Consider the following 26,279-nt stretch of genomic DNA (forward strand, 5'->3'; position numbering starts at 1 on the left):
CCCTTTTTTTCGTCTTACCTTCCCCTTGTTTTATTTAGTGTTAAATTAATTGCGAGAACCATGATGGCAAATCAAAATACCGTAACTCCAATCAAGCGAGCGTTAATCAGTGTTTCCGACAAAACAGGCATTGTCGAATTCGCACGTGAACTGACCGCGCAAGGCGTTGAAATTCTTTCAACCGGTGGTACTTACCGTCTTTTATTGGACAGCAACGTTAAAGCAACGGAAGTTTCTGACTACACCGGCTTCCCAGAAATGATGGATGGCCGCGTTAAAACACTACACCCTAAAGTACACGGTGGCATTCTTGGTCGTCGCGACATCGACGGCGCCATCATGAAAGAGCACGGCATCGAAGAAATCGATATGGTAGTAGTGAACCTTTATCCCTTTGAAGCAACAATCGAACGTCCGGACTGTGATCTTCCTATGGCGATTGAAAACATCGACATCGGCGGCCCAACCATGGTTCGCTCTGCAGCAAAAAACCATAAAGACGTAGCGATTGTAGTGTCTCCTTCTAGCTACGAAGCAATCTTGGCTTCTCTTAAAGCCGACGGCGGTTTGACTTACGAGCAGCGTTTTGACCTTGCAGTGAAAGCCTTCGAACACACGTCACACTATGATGGCGCGATTGCGAACTTCTTAGGCAAAAAAGTAGAAGGCGGCAGCGAAGATTTCGCTCGCACCTTTAACCTACAATTCCACAAACAAGAAGAAATGCGCTACGGTGAGAACCCACACCAAAAAGCCGCTTTTTATGTGGAAGCAAACCCTAAAGAAGCGTCTATTAGCACAGCAAAACAGATTCAAGGTAAGGCTTTGTCTTACAACAACATCGCGGACACCGATGCGGCTCTTGAGTGCGTAAAAAGCTTCGATAAGCCTGCTTGCGTGATCGTAAAACACGCCAACCCTTGTGGCGTTGCAACCGCAGCAACGCAATTTGAAGCGTATGACCTTGCTTTCCAAACAGACCCAACGTCTGCCTTTGGCGGCATCATTGCGTTTAACCAAGAGCTGGATGCTAAAACCGCACAGGCCATTGTTGACCGTCAATTCGTTGAAGTCATCATTGCGCCAAGTGTCAGCCAAGAAGCGGCTGACATTGTTGCTGCGAAACAAAACGTTCGCTTACTAGAATGCGGCCAATGGTCAAAAGACAAGCCAGCTGCGCTGGATTATAAACGCGTTAACGGCGGTCTACTGGTTCAAGACCGTGACGACGGCGTGATTACTGTCGACGATCTTAAAATCGTTTCTAAACGTCAACCTAGCGAAGAAGAGCTAAAAGACTTATTGTTTGCTTGGAAAGTGGCAAAATTTGTAAAATCCAATGCGATTGTGTATGCGAAAGCAGAACAAACCATTGGCGTTGGCGCAGGCCAAATGAGCCGTGTTTACAGTGCTAAAATCGCAGGCATTAAAGCCGCTGACGAAAATCTAGAAGTAGCGGGCTCTGTTATGGCGTCTGATGCCTTCTTCCCATTCCGTGATGGCATCGATGCTGCAGCGCAAGCGGGCATTACGGCGGTTATTCAGCCTGGTGGCTCTATGCGTGATGAAGAAGTTATCGCTGCGGCTGATGAAGCAGGCATGGCCATGGTCTTCACTGGAATGCGCCACTTCCGTCATTAATAAGCCGTCTCTAAGAAGCCAAGACTTCTTAGTTCGTCACCAGAGGCTGCGGCCTCTGGTTTGCAATACAAAGGATTAGATAATGAAAGTTCTTATTATTGGTAACGGTGGTCGTGAACATGCACTCGCATGGAAAACCGCTGAATCTGACCAAGTTCAAAAGGTATTCGTCGCACCTGGTAACGCAGGCTCTGCAACAGAAAACAAAGTAGAGAACGTTAACATCGGCGTAACCGACATTGCCGATCTTGTCGCTTTTGCAAAACGCGAAAACATCGATTTGACCATTGTTGGCCCAGAAGCGCCATTGGTTATTGGTGTGGTAGACGCGTTTGAAAAAGAAGGCTTGGCTATTTTTGGCCCAACGGCGGCAGCAGCACAATTAGAAGGCTCTAAAGCCTTCACCAAAGATTTTCTTGCTCGTCACAATATCCCAACGGCGGCCTATGGCAACTTCACTGAGATTGAACCTGCTGTTGCCTACATCAAGCAACACGGCGCTCCAATTGTGGTTAAAGCGGATGGTTTAGCCGCTGGCAAAGGCGTTATCTTAGCGCAAACCGAAGCCGAAGCCATTGAAGCGGTTGAAGACATGCTTCAAGGCAATGCTTTTGGTGATGCGGGCAGCCGCGTTGTGATCGAAGAATTCTTGGTCGGCGAAGAAGCCAGCTTTATCTGTATGGTCGATGGCGAAACGGTGTTACCAATGGCCACTAGCCAAGATCACAAAGCACGTGATAATGGCGATAAAGGCCCGAACACGGGCGGCATGGGCGCTTATTCTCCCGCTCCGGTTGTAACGCCTGAAATCCATGATCGCATCATGAACGAAGTGATTATGCCAACCGTCAAAGGCATGAACGCAGAAGGCAACCGCTACCGTGGTTTCTTGTATGCTGGTGTGATGATCGCTCCCGATGGCACACCCAAAACATTGGAATACAACTGCCGTTTTGGTGACCCAGAAACCCAACCTATCATGATGCGTTTGCGCTCTGATTTGGCTCAAATGTGCTTGGCTGCAGTCAATGGTAAGCTAGACACGGTTGAAGCCGATTGGGATCCTCGCGCCAGTCTAGGCGTGGTTCTTGCTGCTGGCGGCTACCCTGCTGACTACGCAAAAGGTGACGTAATCTCTGGTTTGGACACTGAACTGCCTGAAGGTCAAAAGGTATTCCAAGCTGGCACTACGTTAAAAGAGGGTCAAATTGTCACCAATGGTGGTCGCGTGCTTTGTGCGGTTGCATTGGGTAACACCGTTGCAGAAGCGCAAGCGGCTGCTTACGATGTTGTTAAGACATTGTCTTGGGACAAAGTGTACTTCCGTACCGACATTGGTCATCGTGCCATTGCACGTGAACAGAAGTAGTCTTTCTATTACTTAAGACAAACCAATTCTTAGTAAAAAGGCCTCGCATGAGGCCTTTTTTATGCTCAGTGCTGCCGCACCATGAGATATTATTTTTTCAGCTGCGCTTGTTTTTTATCTAACCAAGCCTTAAACAAACGCCCTACCTCCAAAACCAACAAACCAAATATGATACCGGCGACCCAATCAAACCCCAGAACAAAGCCCAATGTCGCGATCATTCCATAGCCATACATTAGATTTGTCCGTGTAGCAGGCTTGGATTGTCTGGCAAACCAAGTTACGGCCAACAGCAGTAAACTAAACCAAACGTAATATTCCACCAAAATTGGATATAGCATTCCATCCCCTATCTAGTTAATAATGATAGCCTACATAAAAAGAGCCTGGGCTAATGTTTTGTTTTATCAATTAATTTTACTATTTTTACTCAGCATCTCCAACATCGCTTGGGGTTCAAATACGATTGCTATCATTGATGACACAAACAGTGTGTTCAATATTGGCAAGAGTGGCACGTATTTTATTGATACTGATAAAAGCCTTTCGTTCGATACCATTTCATCGGATTTATACGCGAATCGTTTTCGCCCACTTAACCGCAACTATCTGCAGTTTGGATTGGTCGATGGTAACGTTTGGATACGCACAGACATTGCCATTCGGACCACTACCAACATGCCAATTTTGCTGGAAATAAACACTCCCAGACTTCAATACCTTGATATTTATCTGCCTAATTTATATGAAAATCAGGTTCAAGCGGAACTCGGTGGTGCACGCCCTTACAACAACCGCCCCATTAAAGCACCGCATTATGTGTTCAACATCCCGGCGAACTCACCACCTGTTTTCACCTTGTACTTGAAGCTGTCCTCTGATTTGCCCATCAACGCTAAAATAGAACTCAAAACACTGTCACAAATGAGCCTAGACGCTCAAAAAAACCTAACTTTTACCGGTCTGTTAATCGGCATACTAATCACGCTATTTGTTTGCAATGTGTTCTTTTTTATCAAAACATCCCATGCCATGTATTTAATTTACAGCGGCCTACTCGTCGGTATTGCCGTTTTACATCTCTCTCTTCATGACCAGATATCGGCTTTTTTTCCAGAACAAATCAACATTCAAGAACGCGTCTATAATCTAGCGGCATTGTCGTGTTTGTGTGCGATTGTGTTTTTCTCTCGCCTATATATAGATACAAAGAACTATCTGCCCAAAATAGACAAGGCACTGCTTACGGTCGGTTCCATTAACGCCTTATTTGCGGTTATTTTCACGCTTTCACCAGAGCAAATAAACATCACGATATTGTCCTCTATGGTGGTGATTACGCTTATCCTACTGACCGTTCATGCTGTGGCAGCTTTTATCTATAAAGTGCCCTTTTCTGGGTATTACTTGATTGCCCGTTTAACATTACTCACAGGGCATTTTGCATGGATCCTGTCCGTTTATGGCATCCTCCCGAGCGCGCTCCTATTTGAGTGGGGGCTTACCATCACCATTATCATTGAGGCCATGATTCATTTTACGGGGATCATTGCGCAAACAACGCCTTTGCTGCAACGACATGCTCGTAAAAACAAGCACTCTCAGACCGAAATTGCGGACCTTTTATCGGATCTGTCCAGCCGTTTACGTCGCCAAGTCAATATCATTGGTGGAGGACTCACACATCTTGAACAAGCTGCCACCTCAAACGATACCAGACTGTTTTTATCTAGCAGCTTGACTGCCAATAATAATTTAAAAAATTTAATTGAGCGCATTGACCTCCTTAACGACGTCAAAGAAAACACACCGCCAGAACAGCCTTATCCGATTTCGCTCAACCAAGTAATCGATAATGCCTACAACAATGTTCAACGCCTAGATCAAGACAATGCCCTAATAGAAATCAACAGCAACAAAACAGAGCATGTTGAAATACTGCAACATGCCTCGATTTTGCAGCACCTTATTGAAAGCCTTGCCCAAGAGTTCAAACACTTTACCGATCAGGTGCTCACTCTCGATATCACCCGACACGAGATGAATCGAGAAGGCATCACATTATTGGAACTCAGTTGCTACCCTCTTCCTAAACGCGTTCACACCAGCACCGCAAGCTTTGACCTGGGCATGCATTACATCACCCTGCTTATTCAACATTTAGAAGGTGAAATGCAGATAACCGAATGCAACCACTATCGCCGTATTGATATTCAGCTGCCTATACGCGCCCATATTCGGCCAACAAACAGCGACATCGGCCAACAACATCACTTTGATATTATCCTTTTTGGACAAACAGACCATGACTTACAAAAAGCCCTCACACTGCTGCAAAGCCATATCAATAAAATAGAGCACTTCACTACTCTAGAGAGCTTATTAGATTATTTAGAGCTGCCAGACAAAAGAGAATCGGGGTCCATTATTCTAGTATTCGACAACGGGGGCCACATTCCCCATGTCACACAACAGAGACTCCTTCCTCTGATGCGCCATGAAGATCAGTGCTTGCTCATCAGCAACAATGTTAAAATGTCACTAGATTACGCGAAGAAGCTTGGTTTTGATGAATTAATAGCCTGCTCAGAATTAGAGCATCAATTAGAACAAAGAATATCCCGCCTGATACAAAAGGGCGACAGGCTAAGAAATACATCCTTGTCACGGATCAAGTCTTTGCGCAAAACACCTTGAAGCAATACCTCTAACCTTGAATAATATGAATGAAAGGAGATGATATGGACTGTTTATTTTGCAAAATAGTGAACCGAGAGATACCGGCAACCGTTTTATACGAGGACGATGATGTGGTGGCTTTTGAAGACATCATGCCTCAAGCGCCCACGCATTTCCTCGTCATCCCGAAACGTCACATAAGCACCCTAAATGATTTAACCGATGCCGATGCTGCGGTAGTAGGGAAACTGCCTGTCACAGCGGCCAAGATAGCAAAACAAAAAGGCATCCACGATGCTGGCTATCGTGTGGTAATGAACTGCAATGAGATGGGTGGACAAACCGTTTATCATATTCATATGCATGTACTGGGTGGCCGCGCCATGACTTGGCCTCCAGGTTAAGCAAGAGGAAATACAATGATCTCTTTTTTAGACAAAGCCGTATTACAGTTTGATCGTGCGCTACAAACACTTGTGCCTCATGCCGCCAGAGCATCACGCCCTTCTCCGGCAACGTCGTTCGAAGAAGGCCTACTAGACCAGTCTGAGCGCAAACATGCATCAGGGCTGATGCGCATTAACCACACGGGAGAAGTCTGTGCACAAGCGCTGTACGCAGGACAAGCCACAACGGCAAAGCTTGCGACTGTCCGAGAAGAAATGGAACATGCAGCAGACGAGGAGATCGACCACCTAGTCTGGTGTGAACAACGACTTTATGAGCTTGGTAGCAGGCCCAGCCTTTTAAACCCATTATTTTATGGCGCGTCCTTTTTTATTGGGGCGGGGGCGGGATTGATCAGTGATAAATTGAGCTTGGGCTTTGTTGCCGCAACAGAAGATCAAGTTTGCGTTCACCTTGAAAAACACATGGCAACTTTGCCCATACAAGATGAAAAGAGTAAAGCCGTGTTGGCACAAATGCACACGGATGAAGCCAAACACAAAGCAATGGCCCTTGCCGCAGGCGGATATGAGTTTCCTAAGCCTATTATGGCGATCATGACACAAGTATCCAAAGTCATGACCACAACAACTTATCGGATTTAATCATGAACAGAGATCTTCATTCTATTCGACGCGACTATCAGTTCGATGACCTTCTAGAAGAGCATGCCGGAAATGATCCACTTAGCTTGTTTGATAATTGGCTCGAAAAAGCCATAGAAGCCTGCCCTGATGACCCAACGGCTATGGTCTTGAGTACCGTGGATGGCGACGGTTGGCCACATTCACGTGTGGTATTGTTAAAACAACGCAATGATTTAGGTTTTTCTTTTTTCACCAATTACGACAGTGAAAAAGGCCAACAACTAGCCCATAACAACAAAGCCAGTATGACTTTTTTCTGGCCAGCATTATCGCGCCAAATTCGAATAGAAGGTCGTGTTGAAAAAGTCGCTCGTCATGTCTCAGAAAGCTATTTTGCCAGCCGTCCTCGAGGCAGCCAGCTCGCCGCCAGAACATCGAAGCAAAGCGCTGTTATTGCCAATCGCGACGCCTTGCAAGCCGCTTTTAACCAAGAAGAACAAGCCTTTGACGGTCAAGACGTGCCCTGCCCCGACAACTGGGGTGGCTATGTATTAACCCCTAATTTCATTGAATTTTGGCAAGGTAGACCGAGTCGTCTTCACGATCGAATCTGCTTCACGCAAAAAGACAATCGCTGGATCATTACGCGAAAAGCACCATAGCCATTCATGGCTTTTCGCTCATCAAAATAACGCGCATTCAAAGCAGGAGGCGGAAGGTTAGACTGATCCTCTCCTCTTTGATACGTTTTCTAATCGGCAAAGAGTGCTGCCACAGCACTTGCGTCGATGCCGACATCACCAACCAGCTTTTATCTTCTAATTCAACACTGTGCTTAATGTGATGATTGGCTTTCAAGCGAAATAGAAATGGCCGCTGAGCGCCTAGACTGAGCATGGCCACAACAGGTGCAGGACCCAATGACCTTTCATCATCGGCATGCCACCCCATGTATTCCTCGCCGTTTTGATACCAATTCAATAACACAGCATTAAAAGACTGCTGTGCAAGCGATTCAGCCTCTTCCTTGATCGGTAACAACCATTCAGGCCACCCCGTGCCCAGATGATCCTTTCCAGAATAGCGATAACACACGCCAGCGTTCGCAACGAAAGCGACCTGACGCGGCACTTGAATAGAGCGGCCAAACATAAGCAGACTCTCCCGCTCCCATGGCAAACCCACCTTAAGTTGCGACAATAAGTACTGTAAACTTGAGCTAGAAAATGAGTATCGGTATGATGGCTGAACTTCCATCCCATTATTTACCTTGGACCTCAATGCAAACCTCTCCTGTTTTTGAACCAACCAAACGCAGTGCATTTTTAGACGTTTATCGCGGCTCTGCTGTCTTGCTAATGATAATATTTCATTTCTGTTGGGATTTACGCAATTTTGGTTTCATCGAATTTTCCACCTATGACCCGTTTTGGGTATATTTTCGTAGCCTAATCCTCACCCTGTTTCTCACCGCCGTTGGCTGGTCTACCTACATAGGACTGAGTAAGTCTAATAAACCCTCCTTCTGGAAACGCGATATCAAGCTGTTTATTTCCGCAGGGGCCATTTCACTTGCAACTTACCTAGCGATGCCAAATCAATGGATTTATTTCGGTATTCTGCATTTTATTCTTGTCGCCTCTCTCCTCGTAAGACCTGTCGCAAAATGGCCAATTGCTTGCGCGGTTCTGGGCATACTCATCATAATGATCTACCACTTAACGCCATGGCTGCATTTCCCTAATGCGTTCTCTACCATCACGCACTATGTTCCACTACCTGATAGAACCCTAGACATTGTTTTTCCATTTCCGTGGATTGGCGTTGTCTTTATTGGCCCACTCTTAGGCTATTTACATTGGCAGCAATGCCCAACTCCCAACCATAGCGTCACTCGTGTACTCGCTTTTATGGGGCGTTACGCCCTCCCTATTTATCTCAGCCACCAGATTATTTTATTCGGTCTTGTGGCGGCGTTCAAAATGGTGCTTTTGCAGTTTTCTTGATCACTTTTCGCGCACGCTAAACCATCCAACTTCATACTGAAAAAATAGATGAAATTTGATTTTATGGCCTTGCCAATTGCTAACTTTACGCTTCTTCTGGCAAACAAAGTAAGTGACCACTTAGGCATTGTTTGTTTCTGATTTTAGAGTTTTTTTCAAGCCTTGATTTTCAACTCAATGCGCACTATTGTTCGTGGCAAATCATTAGCAAAAATACTACATATAGTGTGTCAGATAAAAATCACACACTATATAGAGTAGTTTACCTCTTTTTTACAATGCACTAATGGGAAGTTAAGGCATGAGCACTCTCACAGTTACTAAGCGTAACGGGTCGACCGAAAACATCAACCTAGAAAAGATCCATAAAGTCATCGCTTGGGCGGCCGAAGGTCTAGAAAATGTCTCTGTATCCCAAGTGGAATTAAAGGCACGAATCCAATTTTTTGAAGGCATTCGTACCACAGACATTCATGAAACCTTGATCAAGTCTGCTGCCGATTTAATTTCTGAGCATACACCAGACTACCAATACCTTGCTGCGCGTTTAGCTATTTTTCATTTGCGTAAAAAAGCCTTTGGCAATTTTGAACCGCCACATCTTTATGCACATGTAAAAAACCTAGTCCAACAAAAGCGCTACGACTCGCATCTGCTTGAAGATTACTCTGAAGACGACTTCAATCAAATGCATGACTTCATAGATCACTCTCGTGATATGAACTTTTCATACGCAGCGGTTAAACAGCTTGAAGGCAAATATTTAGTACAAAACCGAGTAACGGGCGCCATCTACGAAAGCCCTCAGTTCATTTACATACTGGTTGCCGCTTGTTTGTTCGCAGGCTATGACAAGCACGAACGCTTAAACTTGATCCGTCGTTTTTATGATGCTGTCTCTAAGTTCAAGATTTCATTGCCAACGCCTATCATGTCCGGCATTCGTACACCGACTCGTCAGTTCAGTAGTTGTGTATTGATTGAATGTGGTGATTCATTAGATTCTATCAACGCAACATCAAGTGCTATCGTAAAATACGTCAGTCAGCGCGCAGGTATTGGCGTGAACGCGGGTGCTATTCGTGCTCTAGGCAGCCCGATTCGCGGTGGTGAAGCGTTTCACACTGGCTGTATCCCATTCTACAAACACTTCCAAACAGCCGTGAAAAGCTGTTCACAGGGTGGTGTTCGTGGTGGCGCAGCCACTGTATTCTACCCAATTTGGCACCTTGAAGTTGAAAGCCTATTGGTTCTCAAAAATAACCGTGGTGTTGAAGAAAACCGTGTTCGTCACTTGGATTACGGTGTTCAATTTAACCGTTTGATGTACCAACGTTTGATCAAAGGCGGCAACATCACTTTGTTTAGCCCATCAGACGTACCAGGTTTATACGATGCATTCTTTGCTGACCAAGAAGAGTTTGATCGCCTATACACCCTGTATGAGCAAGATGCCTCTATCCGCAAGCAAACGATTAAAGCAACGGAGCTATTCACGCTGTTTGCTTCTGAGCGTGCCAGTACCGGCCGTATTTACCTACAGAACGTGGATCACTGTAATACGCACAGTCCGTTTGATCCTAAAGTTGCACCAGTTAAACAAAGTAACTTGTGTTTGGAAATCGCCCTTCCAACCAAGCCGTTAAACAGTATCGATGACAAAGAAGGCGAAATCGCCCTTTGTACTCTATCTGCATTTAACCTAGGTGCGCTTGAGAATCTAGATGAACTAGAAGAGCTTGCAGAACTTATTGTGCGTGCGCTAGACAGCTTGTTGGATTACCAAAACTACCCAATCCCAGCGGCACAACGTGCTACTGAATTGCGTCGTACCTTGGGTGTGGGCGTTATCAACTACGCCTACTACTTGGCGAAAAATGGCGTAAAATACTCTGACGGCAGCGCCAATGAGCTAACACACAAAACTTTTGAAGCGATTCAATATTTCTTATTGAAAGCATCTAATAAGTTAGCCAAAGAATTCGGCCCCTGCTTGGCATTCAACGAAACGACTTACTCTAAAGGCATTTTGCCAATCGATTCTTACAAAAAAGAAATCGACAATATCGTTTCCAACGAATTGTTCTACGATTGGGAAACCTTGCGCACTGAGATCGTGACTCATGGCCTACGTAACTCAACACTAACAGCATTGATGCCATCTGAAACCTCTTCTCAGATCAGCAACGCAACGAACGGCATCGAGCCACCACGTGGTTTTGTTTCTGTTAAAGCCAGTAAAGACGGTATTTTGAAACAAGTGGTACCTGAGTTTGAACGCTTGAAAGAAAATTATGAGTTATTGTGGACCATCCCATCAAACGATGGTTATTTACAATTAGTGGGTATCATGCAGAAGTTTGTTGACCAAGCAATCTCTGCAAATACAAACTATGACCCACAAAAATTCGAATCACAAAAAGTGCCTATGAAGGTGATTTTGAAAGACCTACTGACGGCCTACAAACTGGGCGTCAAAACCTTGTACTATCACAATACGCGTGATGGTGCCGACGACAAACAAGAAGACATGGACGATTGTGCTGGCGGTGCTTGCAAAATCTAACCCATTCGTCGTCGTACAAAACTTTTTTGCACGATAGACAGGCAAAGCCTCATCCAAATGAGGCTTTGCTACGTTTAACGCTTTAGTGGCGCATCCAAATCTATTAATAACTAAGGCATTTTTATTTTGAAAATGTCTGACGCTTTGAGGAATACCCTGAGACATGAGTTACTCGACTTTCAACCGTAAGCACTTCGATAGTATGAAAGAACCTATGTTCTTTGGCGAAAATGTTAACGTTGCTCGCTATGACCAACAAAAACATCCTATTTTTGAAAAGCTGATTGAAAAGCAGTTGTCTTTCTTTTGGCGTCCCGAAGAAGTGGATCTTTCAACCGATCGCAAAGATTTCCAACGACTTGAAGAACACGAGCAACACATTTTCTTGAGCAACCTGAAGTATCAAACTTTACTTGATAGCGTACAAGGTAGATCACCAAACGTAGCACTGCTGCCAATCGTTTCTTTGCCAGAATTAGAAACCTGGATCGAAACCTGGTCATTTAGTGAGACGATTCACAGCCGTTCATACACGCACATTATTCGAAATATTGTTAACGATCCCACCAAGATTTTTGACGACATTGTTACCAATGAAGAAATCACCAAACGCGCTGACAGTGTGTCCATTTATTATGACCGTCTTATTGAGATGGTGAACCTTTACAATACCATGGGCATGGGAACCTTTAACGTACCAGGCAAGGGTGACATTGAAATATCCATGCCTAAGCTTAAAAAGGCTCTGTATCTCACGATAGCGTCTGTCAACGTATTAGAAGCCATTCGCTTCTACGTGAGCTTTGCCTGTAGCTTCGCCTTTGCGGAACGTACGCTCATGGAAGGCAATGCGAAAATCATCAAGCTGATTGCCCGCGACGAAGCCCTACACTTAACCGGTACTCAACATATGTTGAACCTGATGGCTTCTGGCAAAGACGATCCAGAAATGGCTGAAATCGCGGCAGAATGCCAAAACGAAGTCCGTCAGATTTTTATTGAAGCCGCTGAGCAAGAGAAAGAATGGGCCACTTACCTATTCAAAGATGGTTCAATGATTGGTTTGAACGCACAAATATTGGGACAGTATGTTGAATACATTACCAACGTACGCATGCAAGCTGTGGGTCTAGAAACCTGCTTTGCGACCAAGCACAACCCTATTCCTTGGATCAATGCTTGGCTAGTCAGTGACAATGTGCAAGTTGCTCCACAAGAAGCAGAAATCAGTTCTTATCTGGTTGGTCAAACAGACAATAACTTAGACGATTCAGATTTCGATGACTTTGATCTCTAAATCAACAAATCCTACAAAAAACGATAAAGTTCATCGGGTCTTATTGGGAAAGAAGCAGATTCTGGTAACAGAAGATGAGCCTTTGCTGATACAGCTAGAACGTGCTGGTATTCATGTGGAATACCAGTGCCGTGAAGGCTATTGCTCTTCTTGCTCTATCAAACTCTTGTGGGGTCATGTTAGCTACCCTTTTGAACCTTTAGCTTGGGTACAAAGCGGCTATTTGTTGGCCTGCTGCGCGATAGTCAAAAGTGATATTGAAATCGCCTTTTTTGACTAACAAACTCCCCAAAGCCCATCACTAACGCAATGTTCGGTAACCTGCATAAATTCGGGTTGCCGTCGTTATCCAACATATCGCACCAAACCCATACGCCATGACGGCGAAATGACTAGGCAGCAAACAAATCAATACGAGAAACGCGATGGTTTCTGTGCCTTCCGCCAACCCACCCAAGAAATAAAGAGATTTACGTCCGTACTCTAAACGCTCTATTTTTCTCTTTTCCGCCATGATGGCAAATGCCAGAAAGCTGCTTCCTGTTCCCATAAACGAAAAAATCAAAAAGCTCGCTGCTAACGCATTGTCCACTGGATTCATCAAAGCAAAGCCAAAAATGACCGCCGAATAAAAAATAAAATCCAACGTGATGTCTAAGTAACCGCCCAAATCCGTTGGTCCCTGCACTCGAGCGACAGCACCATCCAACCCATCGAGTAACCGATTCACTACCACCAGCACCAAAGCTAAGGACGTATGGCCACAATATAAAGCGGGTAACGTCATCATACCGATGGCAAAGCCAAACACCGTGATCCAGTTGGCTTTTACCCCCAATTTATCAATCATTACAGCGGTTAAACGCAAAGGACGCTTCAAATTACGAATAAAAAATGTATCAAACATTTAAACAACTACCTTGATTCTTTAGGGACGAAACTTTCAAAGACTTGTTACAATACAAGCAAAGCGGCGTTTAGTCGCGCCTCTACTTTTTCACACTGCTGCATGATAAGGCTTCTATGATACACGCAAAACAATACGGCTCATCAGGCCCCAATCTTATTGTCATTCACGGCTTATTCGGCAACGCTGACAACTGGCACTCGATTGCACAAGCCTTAGCCGAGCAATTCACAGTGTACTGTATTGATCTGCCCAATCATGGCCAATCAGCCGCCATGACAAACGCCACTTACCCCAACATGGCCGAAGCTGTCCTGAACTGGGCATCACTTAATCACCTTGATACCTTTCATTTGCTTGGTCATTCAATGGGCGGAAAAGTCGCGATGCAAATGGCGTCCATGGCGCCCCCTGCTATGATCAGCAAACTGATTGTGGTGGACATTGCTCCGGTTGATTACCAACCAAGCCACACGCGTATTTTAGAAGGCTTAATGATGATTGATGCCACACAGCCCGCATCAAGAAAAGAAGCCGATACGATATTAAGTCAATATGAATCCAACTTAGCTGTCAGACAATTCTTATTAAAAAATCTGCAACGAAGTGAGCACGGCTTCAAACTCGCACTTTCGGTAAAAAACATAGCGGATAGCTATTCGACAATACTGCAAAAGCCAACCATTGAAAACGCAATAGACACGCCCACCTTGTTTATAAAAGGAGAGAACTCAGACTACATAATCGCAGACTATCAATCTGCTATTACGACCGTTTTTCCCCAGGCAAGTTTCAAAATACTCTCGGGCACTGGGCATTGGTTGCACGCTGAAAAACCGCTTCCGTTCACAGCGTTAGTAAAGCGTTTTTTAGCCTGATCAGTCGCATCTAGTCTCAGAGCAAAGACCATACCTATCGTGCAAAAATGAAGCGGATGGCGGCACCACGCCATGCGCTTTAATAAGATAAGGATTAAAACTCACTCTTAAAGTTTCGGGATATTGTGCTTCGAGCAGTACTCCTTTTGTCTGCCACATCACAATCCGCTCGGCTAACGCCTGCAACTTAGCCTCGGTGTTGGAATATATCGCAAATAAAGCCCCTGCACGAACAAAGGCAAAAGAAGGCCCTATCATGACTTGCTGCTTGTGAAAAAGTAATTTGAGAATATCTTGTGCGATACCATCTCGATACAGTTCTGTGTCCACTAATGAGAAGATCATCATTGATTCGTCCAGAACAAAATTCACCGACTTTAAAACAGAAAGACGATCTGTCTCTGTCTTTAAAAACTGAAACTCAAAACCATACTGCTCAGCCTGACGCGACATCGCCTGCTCATCGACTTGAAGATGTTGGCTGTATATCACTGCCAATGGCTTTTTATCAAACCAAATAGCCTCCAACAGCGCCAAGCGCTTTTCTATAGGCGCACCAGAAAATACGGCACTGCTGGGAATAGAACACTGTGGACGTATTTTTAAATACTCTTCCTTACCAATAAACACCGCCATTACCACGCCTTTTGAATCCGATTCACACACCTGACGAAAACTCTCCATTCCAACAGAAATCAAGATATCATCGTCTTTTATATAGGCGGCATTTTGTTCAAACAAAGAGCGGCGCACTGGCAGCAAAGTCATGTCAGGCGGCAAAAGTTTGCTTAATTGGAACGTCAAAGAACGTACCGAACTTTCTTCAATATCGTGTATTACATAAGCCGCTGCCCACCCATTAATGGAAGACAACAGCAAAAACACAATAAACAAAATCCTTTTCACGTTTTCACTAATCCAGCTCAAAAAGTAACATTGGTAAAGACATAAGCAAAAGCGTCTTCGGCCAAATTATTATGTCTTGAAACAAGCGCGTTATCATCAAGACGTGCTTCCATCCCAACGCCCATGGTGGCTTTAGAGTATCCACCCAAAGCAAACTTATACGATAACCATGAGTTTATAAATTCATAGTCTCTTCCCGCCAGCTCTTTGCCATACCAATAATAGCCGTTAATCGCCAGTCTATCCGTCAATGGCATACTGCCAAAAAAGGACATCATTACTGGCGTTGTAGACTCTTTAAGTTTTACATTATCCGTTTTAGTGTCTTGATAAGCGTAAGTGAAACGAGTGATGGCACCAGACTGAAAACGCCAATCCAATTCAAGTTCAGCACCATTAATAATCACATCTTCAACGACCCCCTCTTCAACTGGCTTATCGGCAGTGTAGGCCGTAAATCGTTTTTGACTTAACACCATATCGCGCACTTTATCGTGATATAACCTGATGTCCGTAGATACGCCTTGATTTGGCCAATAATGATAATAGCCTATTTCATAGGAAGTGATTTTCTCTTCTTTTTCCCCCTTCACGGCATAAGTTGTGGGCGATACTTCGCCACTGGATAAAACATAGTGCCATTTGAAATATTGGTCTGCTAAATCAGGGGTACGAACGGCCTTAGAAACATTAAAGCGCAGAGACTCTTGTTCCGATAGTTTATAGGTCGCACCGAATGTGGGAGATAAAAAACTCCCTCCCATTTGACTGCGTTCAAACATGGCACCTGTATTCACTATCCAGTGGTCACTGGCTCGATATTCCATATTACTGGAAAGCCGAAACACCTCGTCACTTGCTTCACCGGATAAATAATGCTCTGAATCGGCTTTGTCCCAGCGGTAACCAACGACCGAAATCAAGCGGAGACTTTGTGAGGCTTCCCACGTGCTTTGTAGTTCGAGATCGTGGCGAGTCTCCAATAAATCGATCTCAGAAGAAGCGTATACAGGTACGGTACTCGAACCGCCAAAGAGTAGGTTATAAAATGACGGGCTTAATAGCGCTTGATGGTCTTCCACCATGTCAGATTGATCATAATAATACTGTACCTTTATTTCATGATCAGCTGAGACTTGCTGGCGATAGCTGACTTTAATATGTTCACGATCCACCAAACGGGTTGGCTTATTAATATCATAAGAGCCTGTGGCGGAATCCGATTCGTACTCTGCTGGCTCCACCTTATCGTTTAAATGACTCGCCCCTATGTCTAAATCAAAAGAACGATTCGACATTTCTTTTTGTATGACCAGATTTCCCATGGAAGCATGATGACCATCGTGCCTATCATTACCCTCAAAATCTGTATCAAAACCATGAACCGCGTTGGTCGAAGCGGAAGCGCGATAACTCCAATCCCTATTTAAACCACTGTGTTGACCGTAGAGCCGATAATCCCCACGAGAACCAGAATACGCGGTAATACTGTTTCCTAAGGTCTCTAAAGGGGAGCGAGTGATGATGTTAACAACAGCAAAAAAGGAGTTAATGCCATAACTGGCCGCATTGGGGCCACGATTGATTTCTACCCGAGCCACATCTTCTATATTCAATGGCAAGGTCGCCCACTCCACACGGGCCAATCCAGTGCTGTAAACAGAACGACCATTGACTAACACCTGTATACGACGATATTGATCAAGTTGCGTGCCGTGATAAGACGCAATTTTTTGACTAGAACTTTTATAAGGCACCACAGAAAAACCAGGCACGAATTGCAGCAAATCTTCCACATATTGCATGTTTGTACGACGAATAAACTCGCCATCCAATACCGACAAAGAGGAAGAAACATCGACTCTAGGTTGAGGTATTTTCGATGGCGTTACCACCACAGGAATGGTGTTTAAAAAAGTATCGTATGTTGTAACATCAGCCAGTTCGGCCACCAAAAGAGAATCTTTCGCTTCGGCACTCACTGTCATATTGATACACAAAAAGAAAAAACCGCCGATCCATCGCTTCATAACGTCTATTTCAGCCTATAATCATCAGCAAGATAGGTTCCTAATACCCGTACCTCCTCAGAGAAGAAGCGTAATTCTTCAATGGCCGCCTGCATCGAGGAAGATTGAAAATGGGCTTCAACATCGACATAAAATTGGGTCGCAGTAAAATGTCCATTTACCATGTAACTTTCAAGTTTCAGCATATTAATCCCTTGCGTCGCAAAGCCGCCCATGGCCTTGTAAAGTGCGGCGGGAATATTACGAACACGAAACATAAAAGAGGTGATATAAGTCTGCCCTTCTTCGTAAACGGGCATTTTTTGCTGGCGTGAAAAGACTAAAAAACGCGTTGTATTACCAACTGAATCATTAAAATAGGTTTTCAGTACTTTCAAACCATATAGCTCAGCCGCCAACTCCGATGAAATCACCGCTAAACCAGGTTCTTCAAATTCTGCAATGTGCTTAGCCGCCCCCGCCGTATCGTACATAGCTTGGCTTTTTACCCCTAACGCCTTAATGTTACCGTCACATTGAGCCAAGGCTTGTGGGTGACTACCGATCCGCGTAATTTGCTCTATGGTCATCGAGTGTCGTGCTATTAGACAATGGTTTACGGGTTCAAAATGCTCTTTTACAACATAAAGCTGAGTCCGTTTTAGTTCTCGATATATTTCCTCAACCCGCCCTGCAGTAGAATTTTCCACTGGAATCATGGCGTAATACGCATCGCCTCGTTCGACCATTTGTAACGCGTCTACAAAGGTCGCGCAATTAACGCTGGTCCAATCGGGAAAGGTATGTTTGCACGCTAAATGGGAGTAGGCACCAGGCTCACCCTGATAAGCAACAATCTGTGTCGCATCCAGTGTTAAATGTTGGTCAGGCATAATAAAACAAGCTCTATCGTATATTTCTTTTAGATTAACAAATAGGCGCTACTATATACACAAAAATGACGCTAACCTATTCCTCTCTAACCCACTGAAAAATTATCTGATTAACCATGATGAGAAAAGCATTCGTTCTACTGGTAAAAGGCTATCAGTTTTTTATTAGTCCATTACTGGGAAATAACTGTCGTTTTTATCCGAGTTGCTCTCAATACATGATTCAAGCAATTGAAAAATTTGGCGTGATAAAAGGCGTGTATCTTGGTTTAAAAAGATTATCTAAATGTCATCCATGGCACGAAGGTGGTATTGATCCTGTTCCCTCATGCCAGTGCGATAAAGAAAAAACCAACAAAAAAGAAGAAAGAAATTAACTCTGTATCGACGTCATTTGCAATTTCAAGTCACTGGCAACCAGCACGGCTTGCGTTCTATTATTGATTTCCAGTTTACGAAAAATCGCCGTGATGTGGGCTTTGACGGTCGCTTCTGAAATCGATAACTCATAGGCTATTTGTTTGTTTAACAAGCCTTCATGTAAATAGCAAAGCACTTTATATTGCTGAGGCGTCAGTTCGGCGACTTTATTTTGCATCGACAAATCGGGCTTTGGTTGATCCAAAACCGCTTGCCTAAGATCGTCTGGTAACCAGATATCTCCCGCTAAAATAGCATGAATGGCACGCACATAGGTCGCCGGCTCACTGGTCTTGGGGATAAACCCAAGTGCGCCAGCATCAATGACTTTTGCCACCATGATACTGTCTTCGCTGCCGGAAATAACCGCCACAGGAACATCCGGAAAGTCTTTGCGGATACGAACCAAACCATATAAATCACCGCTACCGGGCATATTCAAATCCAGCAGCAACAAGTCAAGATCGTTTACATTCTGTAGACAGTGCAAAGTGGAATCCAAATCATGGGATTCCACGATAACAATTCCCTCCATTTCTGCCCGTAGCGCACCCGATAGCGCACTACGGAACAGAGGATGATCATCCGCGATAACAAGTGAAATCACTGTGTGTCCTTTTTAAATATGTAGACTGTCACACATTTAAACGGTTTTCGATTAAATCATCAACCACACTTGGATCAGCGAGTGTACTGGTATCGCCAAGTTGATCATGTTCATTGGCCGCAATTTTTCTTAAAATGCGTCGCATAATCTTACCAGAGCGCGTTTTTGGTAGTCCCTTGCTTGCCCATTGGATCAAATCTGGTGTTGCAATAGGACCAATCTCTTGACGCACAAACTGCTTCAAAGACTTCGTTAGTTCTTCGTCTGGTACGACCCCCGCAACGGCACTTACATACACATAAATACCCTGACCTTTAATGTCGTGAGGGTAGCCAACAATAGCCGCTTCAGCCACAGCAGGATGCGCCACCAAAGCACTTTCTATCTCAGCGGTTCCCAAGCGGTGGCCTGACACATTCAGCACGTCGTCCATACGTCCTGTGATCCAATAATGCCCATCCGCGTCCCTTGAGGCGCCGTCACCAGTAAAGTACATGCCTTCGAACGTACTAAAATATGTCTGCTCAAAACGATCATGGTCACCGTATACCGTCCGCGCTTGCCCCGGCCAAGAGTCCGTGATCACCAAGCCACCATCGACTTGAACGCCTTGTTCATTAAGCAAAACCCCTTGCGCATCGACCAAAGCGGGCAACACACCGTATAAAGGACCCGTACAAGATCCTGGCTTTATATCAGCCTGCACGATGCGAGGCGACATCATCATGCCACCTGTTTCGGTTTGCCACCAAGTATCGACTATTGGACAAGAGGATTTGCCAATTTCACTGTAGTACCAAGACCACGCTTCTGGGTTAATAGGCTCACCCACACTGCCCAGTACGCGCAATGAGTCACGATGACTTGAACGAGTCGCTTCATCCCCTTTTGCCATCAAAGCACGGATCGCCGTTGGAGCCGTATATAAAATGGTCACACCAAATTTGTCTACAACACGACCAATTCGTCCAGAGTCCGGATACGTTGGCACCCCTTCAAACAAAATACTGGTTGCGCCATTCGCCAATGGCCCGTAAACCATGTAGCTGTGTCCCGTAATCCAACCAACATCCGCCGCACACCAATAAATGTCATCCGGTTTGAGGTCAAATACCAACTCGTGAGTTAAAGACGCATAAACCAAGTAACCGCCCGTTGTGTGTACCACGCCTTTTGGCTTACCAGTTGAACCCGATGTGTAAAGGATAAAAAGCGGATCTTCCGCATTCATGGGTTCGGCTGGGCACTGAGTACTTTCATTTTCAACTTCTGCGGCCCAATCCAAATCTCTTCCTTCAAACCAAGGCACGTCTTTTTGGGTATAGCGATACACTACAACGGCTTCAACCGATGGACAGGCGTTATTACTCAGAGCCATATCAACATTGTGTTTAAGAGGAATCGTATTGCCGGCTCGTCGTCCTTCATCGGCGGTAATCACCAACTTCACTTCGCAATCGTTGAGCCGATCAGCAATAGCATGTGCTGAAAAACCACCAAAAATAACCGAATGGATTGCACCAATCCTAGCGCACGCTAACATAGCGTATACCGCCTGAGGAATCATCGGCATATAAATAGCCACGCGGTCGCCTTTATTGACGCCTTGACGCTTTAGAAGATTGGCTAAACGGCCGACTTCATCGTGCAATGTTTGATAAGTAATCGCTGTTTTAGCATCACTTTCTTTATCGCCTTCACAGTAATACGCGACTTTATCCGCTGAACTGGCTAAATGACGATCAATGCAATTGTAAGCCACATTGAGTTCACCACCCTCAAACCATTTAATGCTTACTTGGCCGCGTTTAAAGGAGGTATTTTTGACTTTAGTATAAGGTGAGAACCAATCCAAACGCTTGCCTTCTCGACCCCAAAACTGATCTGGGTTTTCAATCGACTCCTGATAGCGTTTTTCAAATTCTGCTTGACTCACATTGGCATTTTTTGCCGCCTCATTTGAGGTTGCGCTATATGATGACTTCATAACCCGCTCCATTGTTAAATTTGTTATTCGGATGCTGAACTACTATAACCTGCCAAGCATGGCAATCTATTCCACTTTAGTCTTATGGCAAAAAGAGCGTCAAGTGAACCGCCCAGCCTTCACAAAAAATGGCAAACGCACTTCTTGTTTTTTACTCGGCTCTGACCAGGCATCACGAATGATAGGCGATGCATTGACTAAAAATTCTTCACCTTGCTCTTGGATGCGCAATTGAGAAGCAGACCAAGTGCGAATAAAATCCAAGGTCTGAGTGACGGTCCAGTGACAACTTAACTCAAACTCAGGCACCTCTATCAGTGCAAAAGGAAATTGAATGTCCCGATACTGATTCCATAACAAACGGCTTTGAGGTGGCCAGTAAGCCGCCAAATGCGGCAACACAGACTCCGCAATGGCTTTGTCCTCGGCTTCCCCGACTTGTAACCAGTTATATCCCCAGCAAACGAACATGCCGCCAGGTTTTAAGACTCGTTTAAGCTCTGCCCAAAAAGCCTCTAGATTAAACCAATGCAGCGCATGAGCCACACACACCACATCAAAATAATGGTCTGGATAAGGGGTCTTTTCAGCCGGACAGACTTGATAATTCACTTTACGATGTGGGGTCGCTGCCGTGATTTGCGATTCGCTTATATCAGATGCTTCTACACGATCAAAGTACGCCGCCAGATCCACCGAGGCCTGTCCCGTACCACAAGCACAATCCCACACCACACTTGGCGCTGCCACTTGCTGAGATAACCAATAATACAACTCAGCCGGATACAAAGGCCGAGTTCGTGAATAATACGAAGAAGATTGCCCATCAAAAGTACGCATAGAAACCCCAGGACTAAATAGCATTCACACCCCAACAGCTTAATGAAGGTTCAAAGCAAGATGACTTTTGCTATTTAACTCTCACTAGATAACTCCATGTCGATGAAGCACATCACGCGCCGCATCAACCCCCTTAACTCGATAAGCCAGCATCCCCAACCTATTTGCAGTATCAATGTTCACTTGATTATCATCAATAAACAAAATGTGCTCAGGCAAAACCTGTAAATGCTCAATGACATGTAAATAAATCGCGTCATCTGGTTTTACAAAGCCCACTAAATGAGAAGCATAATAACTGTGAAACTTACCCGCGAGTGCCATTTCATCCATTAGCCTAGGCCAATGCGCTGCATTGGTGTTCGATAAAATCGCTCGATGGTATTCAGGCTTTACAGATTCAACCAGTTCAAGCGCCCCCGCAAACAAGCCTCTGGGCCATGCTCTAAAAGATGCCTTAAACGCTTCCCTGTCTATATTACTGTTGACTTCTTTCAATAGTCTATCGGCGAATTGATCAAAAGTAATTTTACCAGAGTCAAAAGCCGCCACGGTTGGCGAACGTAACCACTTCAGCCACACGTCGGACTCTTCTCCTTGAGTATTCAACATAGCATGCATTTCGGAAATGTCGCCTAAATCAACCAAAACATTGCCTAAATCAAACAACACAACACGAATATCATGATTTTGTTTCATCGCTCTCTCACCTTGATCCATCGGCAATATATTGCTCATCTAAAAAAGAATAAAGGATTCAATACCCTGCTATGGGTTGTCTTTACTCGCTTTCATCATAAGCAATATATTGCCGATATGGAAACCTCATCGATCAGCAATAAATAGCGCATATGTGCACAAAAAAAGAAAGAAAACTGACAGAATATAAATAAACCTATGAATATCAATAAGATATATATCTGGCATGGAAATCGCTATAGATTAGGTAACTAACCCCACTAACTAGGAGAAAAATAATATGAAATTGGGATTTGTTACAAAAACGCTTCTTTCTACGGCGACTGCAGCAGCGATTACCCTATCAGCAGGCAATGCATCTGCTGCAGATAACCGCAACTACATTTTAGCAACCGCCTCGACAGGGGGAACTTACTACCCTGTTGGTGTTGCTATTGCCACTCTAAGCAAGGTAAAACTCGAACCTAAATTTGGCCTTTCCGTATCAGCAATCAGCTCTGCCGGATCGGGAGAGAACATCAAATTATTGCGTGAAAATCAAGCCCAACTCGCCATATTACAAGGCCTATACGGCGCATGGGCATGGGACGGTGAAGGTCCGTTCGAAAGCTCAGGAAAACAAAGTGAATTACGCTCCATTTCTATGTTATGGCAAAACGTCGAACATTTTGTGCTCAGATCCGATCTCGCCAAAACAGGGACGGTAGCCGACTTAAAAGACCTTGAAGGGACAAATCATAAGTTCTCCATCGGGACCAAAAACTCGGGGACAGAAGGCTCTGGTCGCCAACAGCTCAACGGCTTAGGCATTGATCCAGACAAATTTGCCCTTGCTTATATGGGCTATGGCGCCAGCGCAGACGCAATGCAAAACGGCAACATAGATGGCATGAATACCCCTGCAGGTGTCCCCGTCAGCGCAGTGACACGTCTTTATGCGTCTATGGGTGACAAAGTTAAAGTACTGGACTTCACCGATGAGCAAATCAAACAAGCAAACGGCAATTATGAATTATGGACTCGCTACGTGATTCCTGCCAATACCTACCCAGGCCAAACCAAAGACATTAATACCGTTGCACAACCTAACTTCTTGGCAACGCGTGCGGATCTATCAGAAGAAGACGTTTATGAATTGACCAAGTCGCTTTATGAGAACCTTTCGTACTTAAGTGCCATTCATAAAGCCACCTCTGTGATGTCCTTGGAAAAAGCCATCGCCGGCCTTCCTGTGCCCTTGCACCCAGGCGCCGCGCGTTATTATCGTGAGCGCGGCATCAATATCCCAGCTCGCCTAATCGCAAAATAACAAGACACCTATGGTTATCGCGTCGCACTCCTGTGCGGCGCGACACTTTTCATCTTGCACAACCCGTTCTTTTGCTTATACAAAGGTAGCCTGTCTATGACTGCTTCATCGCAACCCAGCGCATCTAAAGACATCAATCTAGACGATTTCGAAACAAGATATCGCTCCGGACCTTGGTTAAACCGTTTTGTGTTTACCTTATCCGTTTTATTAGCCCTTGCTCATATCTACATTAATACCATTGCCACTTTACCCGAGCTTTGGGTTTCCGCTTTTCATTTTGCAGGGTTTGGGATGCTGTGTGCGCTGCTCATACCAGCGTCACCGCAATGGCGCGAGAGTAAAATCGCCCTATTTTGTGACGGCATCCTCGTCTTTGCCCTAATTGGCATGGTGTTATATATCGTCTTTTTTGAGGATGCACTTTATGCCAGAGGCGTTACGTTCAATAACGCTGACTGGATTGTTTCCAGTGTCGCTGTATTAATGTCTCTCGAACTGATTCGTCGTACCAGCGGATGGTTTATTCCCTTCCTTATTATTGTGGCACTGACTTATGTTGTGCTGTGGGGAAGCTGGTTGGGGGGCATGTTTAATTTCCCTGGATTGAGTCTTGAAACTCTGTTGTATCGAAGCTTTTTCAGTACCGACGGTATGTTTGGTTCCATCTCTAGGATTTCATGGAGCTTTGTCTTCATGTTTATTTTGTTCGGCGCTTTTTTGGTCAAATCTGGGGCGGGTGACTTTATCATTGATTTGTCTCGCTCACTGGCGAGCAAAATGATTGGCGGACCAGGTTTTGTTGCCGTACTTGGCTCTGGCTTGATGGGGTCTGTCTCTGGCTCATCGGTTGCCAATACCGTTTCTACTGGTGTTATCACGATTCCTTTAATGCGCAAAGCGGGGTTTCCGGCTCGTTTTGCAGCGGGGGTTGAAGCAGCCGCTTCCACAGGTGGACAGCTCATGCCTCCGGTCATGGGTGCAGGTGCTTTTATCATGGCGTCATACACACAAGTGTCCTATGTCACTATTATCAGTGTGGCAGCCATTCCTGCATTACTGTATTTTCTTTCCGTTGGTTTTTTTGTGCGCGTTGAGGCGAAACGCAGTAGGGTCATCGCGACAGAAAGTGACGATGCAGTCAATATGTCACAAGTGCTCAAAGAAGGCTGGCACCATATTGTGCCGCTTGGTGTGCTAGTCGCCCTATTGGTGCAAGGCTTTACTCCAACGTACGCAGCAGGAATCAGTATTCTTGCGGTCGTCGCGGCTTCTTTTTTATCTCCCAAGCATAGAATGGGGCCGATCGCGATATTGGATGCCATGGCTCAAGGGGCGAAAAATATGTCGACCACCGCGGTATTATTGGTGGGCATTGGTCTCGTCGTTAATGTCATTAGCACCACCGGGGTGGGCAATACCTTTTCTTTGCTGATTACCAACTGGGCCAGTGGCAGCTTACTTTTAACCATTATATTAGTGGCCATTGCATCGCTGATTTTAGGAATGGGCTTGCCAGTCACGGCGGCGTACATTGTATTAGGCACACTCTCCGCGCCTGCGCTCTTTAACTTAATCGCCGAAAGCCAACTTTTGGATATGATGTCGTCTGGTCATTTGCCAGAGGCTGCGAGCGCTGTTTTTATGCTGGTAGACCCCTCTGCCATGGCCGCGTTGGCCCAAGGTATGCCTATGGAACAAGCCCAAGCGTTACTGGCGCAAGTACCAAATGATTTCAAAAGTATGCTCATGGATCAAGCGTTAGGCGCTCAAAGTATCGCCATGATATTGGTAACAGCCCATATGATCATCTTTTGGCTATCACAAGACAGTAACGTCACCCCACCAGTTTGCTTAACCGCTTTTGCTGCTGCCGCTATTGCCAAAACCCCACCAATGTTAACTGGGATGACAGCGTGGAAACTGGCCAAAGGCTTATACATTGTGCCTCTTTTAATGGCGTATACACCACTGATTGGCGGCGATACAGAAACCTTACTACGCCTGTCATTCTTCGCTATTTTTGGCATGTACGCTTTAGTCGGTGCAATGGAGGGCTATTTAGAAGATAAATTAACCCTTTTACCTAGACTGGTAGCGCTGGTCGCTTCCGTTATGATGCTATGGCCAAACTTGGCCCTTTGGATTCAATTGATTGGCCTTGGGTTATTCTTGGCGATCTTTGTAATGGGCAATAAATCTTATAAAAAAACCGCATAAACGTTTTTTTGA

The 26,279-nt window shown here is 45.0% G+C and carries 24 protein-coding genes; 14 read left to right on the top strand and 10 right to left on the bottom strand.

Translation table 11 applies throughout. The features are described 5' to 3' along the window. The first annotated feature begins 63 nt into the window (after positions 1 to 63). Positions 64 to 1,641 carry a bifunctional phosphoribosylaminoimidazolecarboxamide formyltransferase/IMP cyclohydrolase gene (gene purH, locus DKT73_RS14705; RefSeq protein WP_111639369.1) on the top strand — a complete coding sequence of 526 codons (1,578 nt, stop codon included), beginning with the start codon at positions 64 to 66 and terminating at the stop codon, positions 1,639 to 1,641. 82 nt (positions 1,642 to 1,723) lie between these two features. Next, positions 1,724 to 3,010 carry a phosphoribosylamine--glycine ligase gene (gene purD / locus DKT73_RS14710; RefSeq protein ID WP_111639308.1) on the top strand — a complete coding sequence of 429 codons (1,287 nt, stop codon included), beginning with the start codon at positions 1,724 to 1,726 and terminating at the stop codon, positions 3,008 to 3,010. An 89-nt stretch (positions 3,011 to 3,099) separates the two neighbouring features. On the opposite strand, the gene DKT73_RS14715 is transcribed toward purD, so the two are convergent. Then, positions 3,100 to 3,351 carry a hypothetical protein gene (locus DKT73_RS14715; protein ID WP_111639309.1) on the bottom strand — a complete coding sequence of 84 codons (252 nt, stop codon included), beginning with the start codon at positions 3,349 to 3,351 and terminating at the stop codon, positions 3,100 to 3,102. 58 nt (positions 3,352 to 3,409) lie between these two features. On the opposite strand from DKT73_RS14715, the gene DKT73_RS14720 reads away from it, so the two are divergent. From DKT73_RS14720 to pdxH, 4 genes are read left to right on the top strand one after another with little or no spacing between them, the layout of a single operon-like run. After that, positions 3,410 to 5,707, top strand: coding sequence for a 7TMR-DISM family protein (locus tag DKT73_RS14720; RefSeq protein WP_111639370.1), 2,298 nt, complete (start codon positions 3,410 to 3,412; stop codon positions 5,705 to 5,707). A gap of 44 nt (positions 5,708 to 5,751) precedes the next feature. Continuing rightward, the gene (locus DKT73_RS14725; RefSeq protein ID WP_111639310.1) at positions 5,752 to 6,093 is read left to right on the top strand and encodes a histidine triad nucleotide-binding protein; all 342 of its coding nucleotides are present in this window, start codon (positions 5,752 to 5,754) and stop codon (positions 6,091 to 6,093) included. A 15-nt stretch (positions 6,094 to 6,108) separates the two neighbouring features. Next, positions 6,109 to 6,741, top strand: coding sequence for a 2-polyprenyl-3-methyl-6-methoxy-1,4-benzoquinone monooxygenase (coq7, locus tag DKT73_RS14730; protein WP_111639311.1), 633 nt, complete (start codon positions 6,109 to 6,111; stop codon positions 6,739 to 6,741). Between the two features lie 2 nt (positions 6,742 to 6,743). Next, entirely contained in the window at positions 6,744 to 7,385 is a 642-nt protein-coding gene (gene pdxH, locus DKT73_RS14735; RefSeq protein WP_111639312.1) for a pyridoxamine 5'-phosphate oxidase, read from the top strand. Positions 7,386 to 7,422: 37 nt separating this feature from the next. On the opposite strand, the gene DKT73_RS14740 is transcribed toward pdxH, so the two are convergent. Next, positions 7,423 to 7,980, bottom strand: coding sequence for an alpha-ketoglutarate-dependent dioxygenase AlkB family protein (locus DKT73_RS14740; protein ID WP_111639313.1), 558 nt, complete (start codon positions 7,978 to 7,980; stop codon positions 7,423 to 7,425). Here DKT73_RS14740 and DKT73_RS14745 point away from each other — a divergent pair. From DKT73_RS14745 to yfaE, 4 genes are all read left to right on the top strand, one after another. Continuing rightward, positions 7,962 to 8,729, top strand: a complete 768-nt coding sequence (locus DKT73_RS14745; RefSeq protein ID WP_232827892.1) for a heparan-alpha-glucosaminide N-acetyltransferase — start codon at positions 7,962 to 7,964, stop codon at positions 8,727 to 8,729. The genes DKT73_RS14740 and DKT73_RS14745 overlap by 19 nt on opposite strands. A gap of 301 nt (positions 8,730 to 9,030) precedes the next feature. After that, the gene (gene nrdA / locus DKT73_RS14750) at positions 9,031 to 11,295 is read left to right on the top strand and encodes a class 1a ribonucleoside-diphosphate reductase subunit alpha (protein ID WP_111639314.1); all 2,265 of its coding nucleotides are present in this window, start codon (positions 9,031 to 9,033) and stop codon (positions 11,293 to 11,295) included. A gap of 163 nt (positions 11,296 to 11,458) precedes the next feature. After that, positions 11,459 to 12,592 (top strand): class Ia ribonucleoside-diphosphate reductase subunit beta, encoded by a 1,134-nt coding sequence (gene nrdB, locus DKT73_RS14755; RefSeq protein WP_111639315.1) that lies wholly within the window; start codon positions 11,459 to 11,461, stop codon positions 12,590 to 12,592. Continuing rightward, positions 12,576 to 12,872, top strand: a complete 297-nt coding sequence (gene yfaE, locus DKT73_RS14760) for a class I ribonucleotide reductase maintenance protein YfaE (protein ID WP_111639316.1) — start codon at positions 12,576 to 12,578, stop codon at positions 12,870 to 12,872. The genes nrdB and yfaE overlap by 17 nt, the downstream gene beginning before the upstream one ends. A 21-nt stretch (positions 12,873 to 12,893) precedes the next feature. Here the strand turns inward: yfaE and DKT73_RS14765 are convergent, their stop codons facing one another. Further along, positions 12,894 to 13,499: a CDP-alcohol phosphatidyltransferase family protein gene (locus tag DKT73_RS14765; RefSeq protein ID WP_111639317.1), complete on the bottom strand. Its 606-nt coding sequence runs from the start codon at positions 13,497 to 13,499 to the stop codon at positions 12,894 to 12,896. A gap of 116 nt (positions 13,500 to 13,615) precedes the next feature. Between DKT73_RS14765 and DKT73_RS14770 the strand changes: the two genes are divergently transcribed. After that, positions 13,616 to 14,377 carry an alpha/beta fold hydrolase gene (locus DKT73_RS14770; protein WP_111639318.1) on the top strand — a complete coding sequence of 254 codons (762 nt, stop codon included), beginning with the start codon at positions 13,616 to 13,618 and terminating at the stop codon, positions 14,375 to 14,377. Here DKT73_RS14770 and DKT73_RS14775 read toward each other — a convergent pair whose 3' ends face one another. Genes DKT73_RS14775 through DKT73_RS14785 form a run of 3 tightly spaced genes read right to left on the bottom strand, consistent with a single transcriptional unit; the run spans position 14,378 to position 18,185 of the window. Continuing rightward, positions 14,378 to 15,283, bottom strand: a complete 906-nt coding sequence (locus DKT73_RS14775; protein WP_232827893.1) for a hypothetical protein — start codon at positions 15,281 to 15,283, stop codon at positions 14,378 to 14,380. A 17-nt stretch (positions 15,284 to 15,300) separates the two neighbouring features. Continuing rightward, the gene (locus tag DKT73_RS14780; protein ID WP_111639319.1) at positions 15,301 to 17,313 is read right to left on the bottom strand and encodes a TonB-dependent receptor plug domain-containing protein; all 2,013 of its coding nucleotides are present in this window, start codon (positions 17,311 to 17,313) and stop codon (positions 15,301 to 15,303) included. Positions 17,314 to 17,318: 5 nt separating this feature from the next. Then, entirely contained in the window at positions 17,319 to 18,185 is an 867-nt protein-coding gene (locus DKT73_RS14785; protein WP_111639320.1) for a prephenate dehydratase, read from the bottom strand. A gap of 119 nt (positions 18,186 to 18,304) precedes the next feature. Between DKT73_RS14785 and yidD the strand changes: the two genes are divergently transcribed. Further along, the gene (gene yidD / locus DKT73_RS14790; RefSeq protein ID WP_111639373.1) at positions 18,305 to 18,562 is read left to right on the top strand and encodes a membrane protein insertion efficiency factor YidD; all 258 of its coding nucleotides are present in this window, start codon (positions 18,305 to 18,307) and stop codon (positions 18,560 to 18,562) included. Here yidD and DKT73_RS14795 read toward each other — a convergent pair. From DKT73_RS14795 to DKT73_RS14810, 4 genes are all read right to left on the bottom strand, one after another. Then, positions 18,559 to 19,212: a LuxR C-terminal-related transcriptional regulator gene (locus tag DKT73_RS14795; RefSeq protein WP_111639321.1), complete on the bottom strand. Its 654-nt coding sequence runs from the start codon at positions 19,210 to 19,212 to the stop codon at positions 18,559 to 18,561. The two genes, yidD and DKT73_RS14795, sit on opposite strands and share 4 nt — an antisense overlap. A 28-nt stretch (positions 19,213 to 19,240) precedes the next feature. Continuing rightward, positions 19,241 to 21,199: an acetate--CoA ligase gene (acs, locus tag DKT73_RS14800; RefSeq protein WP_111639322.1), complete on the bottom strand. Its 1,959-nt coding sequence runs from the start codon at positions 21,197 to 21,199 to the stop codon at positions 19,241 to 19,243. A gap of 99 nt (positions 21,200 to 21,298) precedes the next feature. Beyond that, on the bottom strand, positions 21,299 to 22,063 hold the full coding sequence (locus tag DKT73_RS14805) for a class I SAM-dependent methyltransferase (protein ID WP_232827894.1): 765 nt from the start codon (positions 22,061 to 22,063) through the stop codon (positions 21,299 to 21,301). 60 nt (positions 22,064 to 22,123) lie between these two features. Further along, positions 22,124 to 22,738 carry an HAD family hydrolase gene (locus DKT73_RS14810; RefSeq protein WP_111639323.1) on the bottom strand — a complete coding sequence of 205 codons (615 nt, stop codon included), beginning with the start codon at positions 22,736 to 22,738 and terminating at the stop codon, positions 22,124 to 22,126. Between the two features lie 280 nt (positions 22,739 to 23,018). Here DKT73_RS14810 and DKT73_RS14815 point away from each other — a divergent pair, with 280 nt between their 5' ends. Together DKT73_RS14815 and DKT73_RS14820 are read left to right on the top strand one after the other, a co-directional pair. Further along, the gene (locus tag DKT73_RS14815; RefSeq protein ID WP_111639324.1) at positions 23,019 to 24,047 is read left to right on the top strand and encodes a TAXI family TRAP transporter solute-binding subunit; all 1,029 of its coding nucleotides are present in this window, start codon (positions 23,019 to 23,021) and stop codon (positions 24,045 to 24,047) included. 96 nt (positions 24,048 to 24,143) lie between these two features. Beyond that, a complete protein-coding gene (locus DKT73_RS14820; RefSeq protein ID WP_111639325.1) occupies positions 24,144 to 26,267 on the top strand; it encodes a TRAP transporter permease in 2,124 nt (707 codons plus the stop codon). Positions 26,268 to 26,279: the final 12 nt, after the last annotated feature.

It is taken from the genome of Marinomonas shanghaiensis (assembly GCF_003259175.1).
GTDB classification, from domain to species: Bacteria; Pseudomonadota; Gammaproteobacteria; order Pseudomonadales; family Marinomonadaceae; genus Marinomonas; species Marinomonas shanghaiensis.

What these genes read in the sequence shown, in the direction of transcription:
- purH (WP_111639369.1), top strand. Translation starts at nt 64, where the DNA reads ATGGCAAATCAAAATACCGTAACTCCAATCAAGCGAGCGTTAATCAGT.
- purD (WP_111639308.1), top strand. Translation starts at nt 1,724, where the DNA reads ATGAAAGTTCTTATTATTGGTAACGGTGGTCGTGAACATGCACTCGCA.
- DKT73_RS14715 (WP_111639309.1), bottom strand. Translation starts at nt 3,351, where the DNA reads ATGCTATATCCAATTTTGGTGGAATATTACGTTTGGTTTAGTTTACTG.
- DKT73_RS14725 (WP_111639310.1), top strand. Translation starts at nt 5,752, where the DNA reads ATGGACTGTTTATTTTGCAAAATAGTGAACCGAGAGATACCGGCAACC.
- coq7 (WP_111639311.1), top strand. Translation starts at nt 6,109, where the DNA reads ATGATCTCTTTTTTAGACAAAGCCGTATTACAGTTTGATCGTGCGCTA.
- pdxH (WP_111639312.1), top strand. Translation starts at nt 6,744, where the DNA reads ATGAACAGAGATCTTCATTCTATTCGACGCGACTATCAGTTCGATGAC.
- DKT73_RS14745 (WP_232827892.1), top strand. Translation starts at nt 7,962, where the DNA reads ATGATGGCTGAACTTCCATCCCATTATTTACCTTGGACCTCAATGCAA.
- DKT73_RS14740 (WP_111639313.1), bottom strand. Translation starts at nt 7,980, where the DNA reads ATGGAAGTTCAGCCATCATACCGATACTCATTTTCTAGCTCAAGTTTA.
- nrdA (WP_111639314.1), top strand. Translation starts at nt 9,031, where the DNA reads ATGAGCACTCTCACAGTTACTAAGCGTAACGGGTCGACCGAAAACATC.
- nrdB (WP_111639315.1), top strand. Translation starts at nt 11,459, where the DNA reads ATGAGTTACTCGACTTTCAACCGTAAGCACTTCGATAGTATGAAAGAA.
- yfaE (WP_111639316.1), top strand. Translation starts at nt 12,576, where the DNA reads ATGACTTTGATCTCTAAATCAACAAATCCTACAAAAAACGATAAAGTT.
- DKT73_RS14765 (WP_111639317.1), bottom strand. Translation starts at nt 13,499, where the DNA reads ATGTTTGATACATTTTTTATTCGTAATTTGAAGCGTCCTTTGCGTTTA.
- DKT73_RS14770 (WP_111639318.1), top strand. Translation starts at nt 13,616, where the DNA reads ATGATACACGCAAAACAATACGGCTCATCAGGCCCCAATCTTATTGTC.
- DKT73_RS14780 (WP_111639319.1), bottom strand. Translation starts at nt 17,313, where the DNA reads ATGAAGCGATGGATCGGCGGTTTTTTCTTTTTGTGTATCAATATGACA.
- DKT73_RS14785 (WP_111639320.1), bottom strand. Translation starts at nt 18,185, where the DNA reads ATGCCTGACCAACATTTAACACTGGATGCGACACAGATTGTTGCTTAT.
- yidD (WP_111639373.1), top strand. Translation starts at nt 18,305, where the DNA reads ATGAGAAAAGCATTCGTTCTACTGGTAAAAGGCTATCAGTTTTTTATT.
- acs (WP_111639322.1), bottom strand. Translation starts at nt 21,199, where the DNA reads ATGAAGTCATCATATAGCGCAACCTCAAATGAGGCGGCAAAAAATGCC.
- DKT73_RS14805 (WP_232827894.1), bottom strand. Translation starts at nt 22,063, where the DNA reads ATGCTATTTAGTCCTGGGGTTTCTATGCGTACTTTTGATGGGCAATCT.
- DKT73_RS14810 (WP_111639323.1), bottom strand. Translation starts at nt 22,738, where the DNA reads ATGAAACAAAATCATGATATTCGTGTTGTGTTGTTTGATTTAGGCAAT.
- DKT73_RS14815 (WP_111639324.1), top strand. Translation starts at nt 23,019, where the DNA reads ATGAAATTGGGATTTGTTACAAAAACGCTTCTTTCTACGGCGACTGCA.
- DKT73_RS14820 (WP_111639325.1), top strand. Translation starts at nt 24,144, where the DNA reads ATGACTGCTTCATCGCAACCCAGCGCATCTAAAGACATCAATCTAGAC.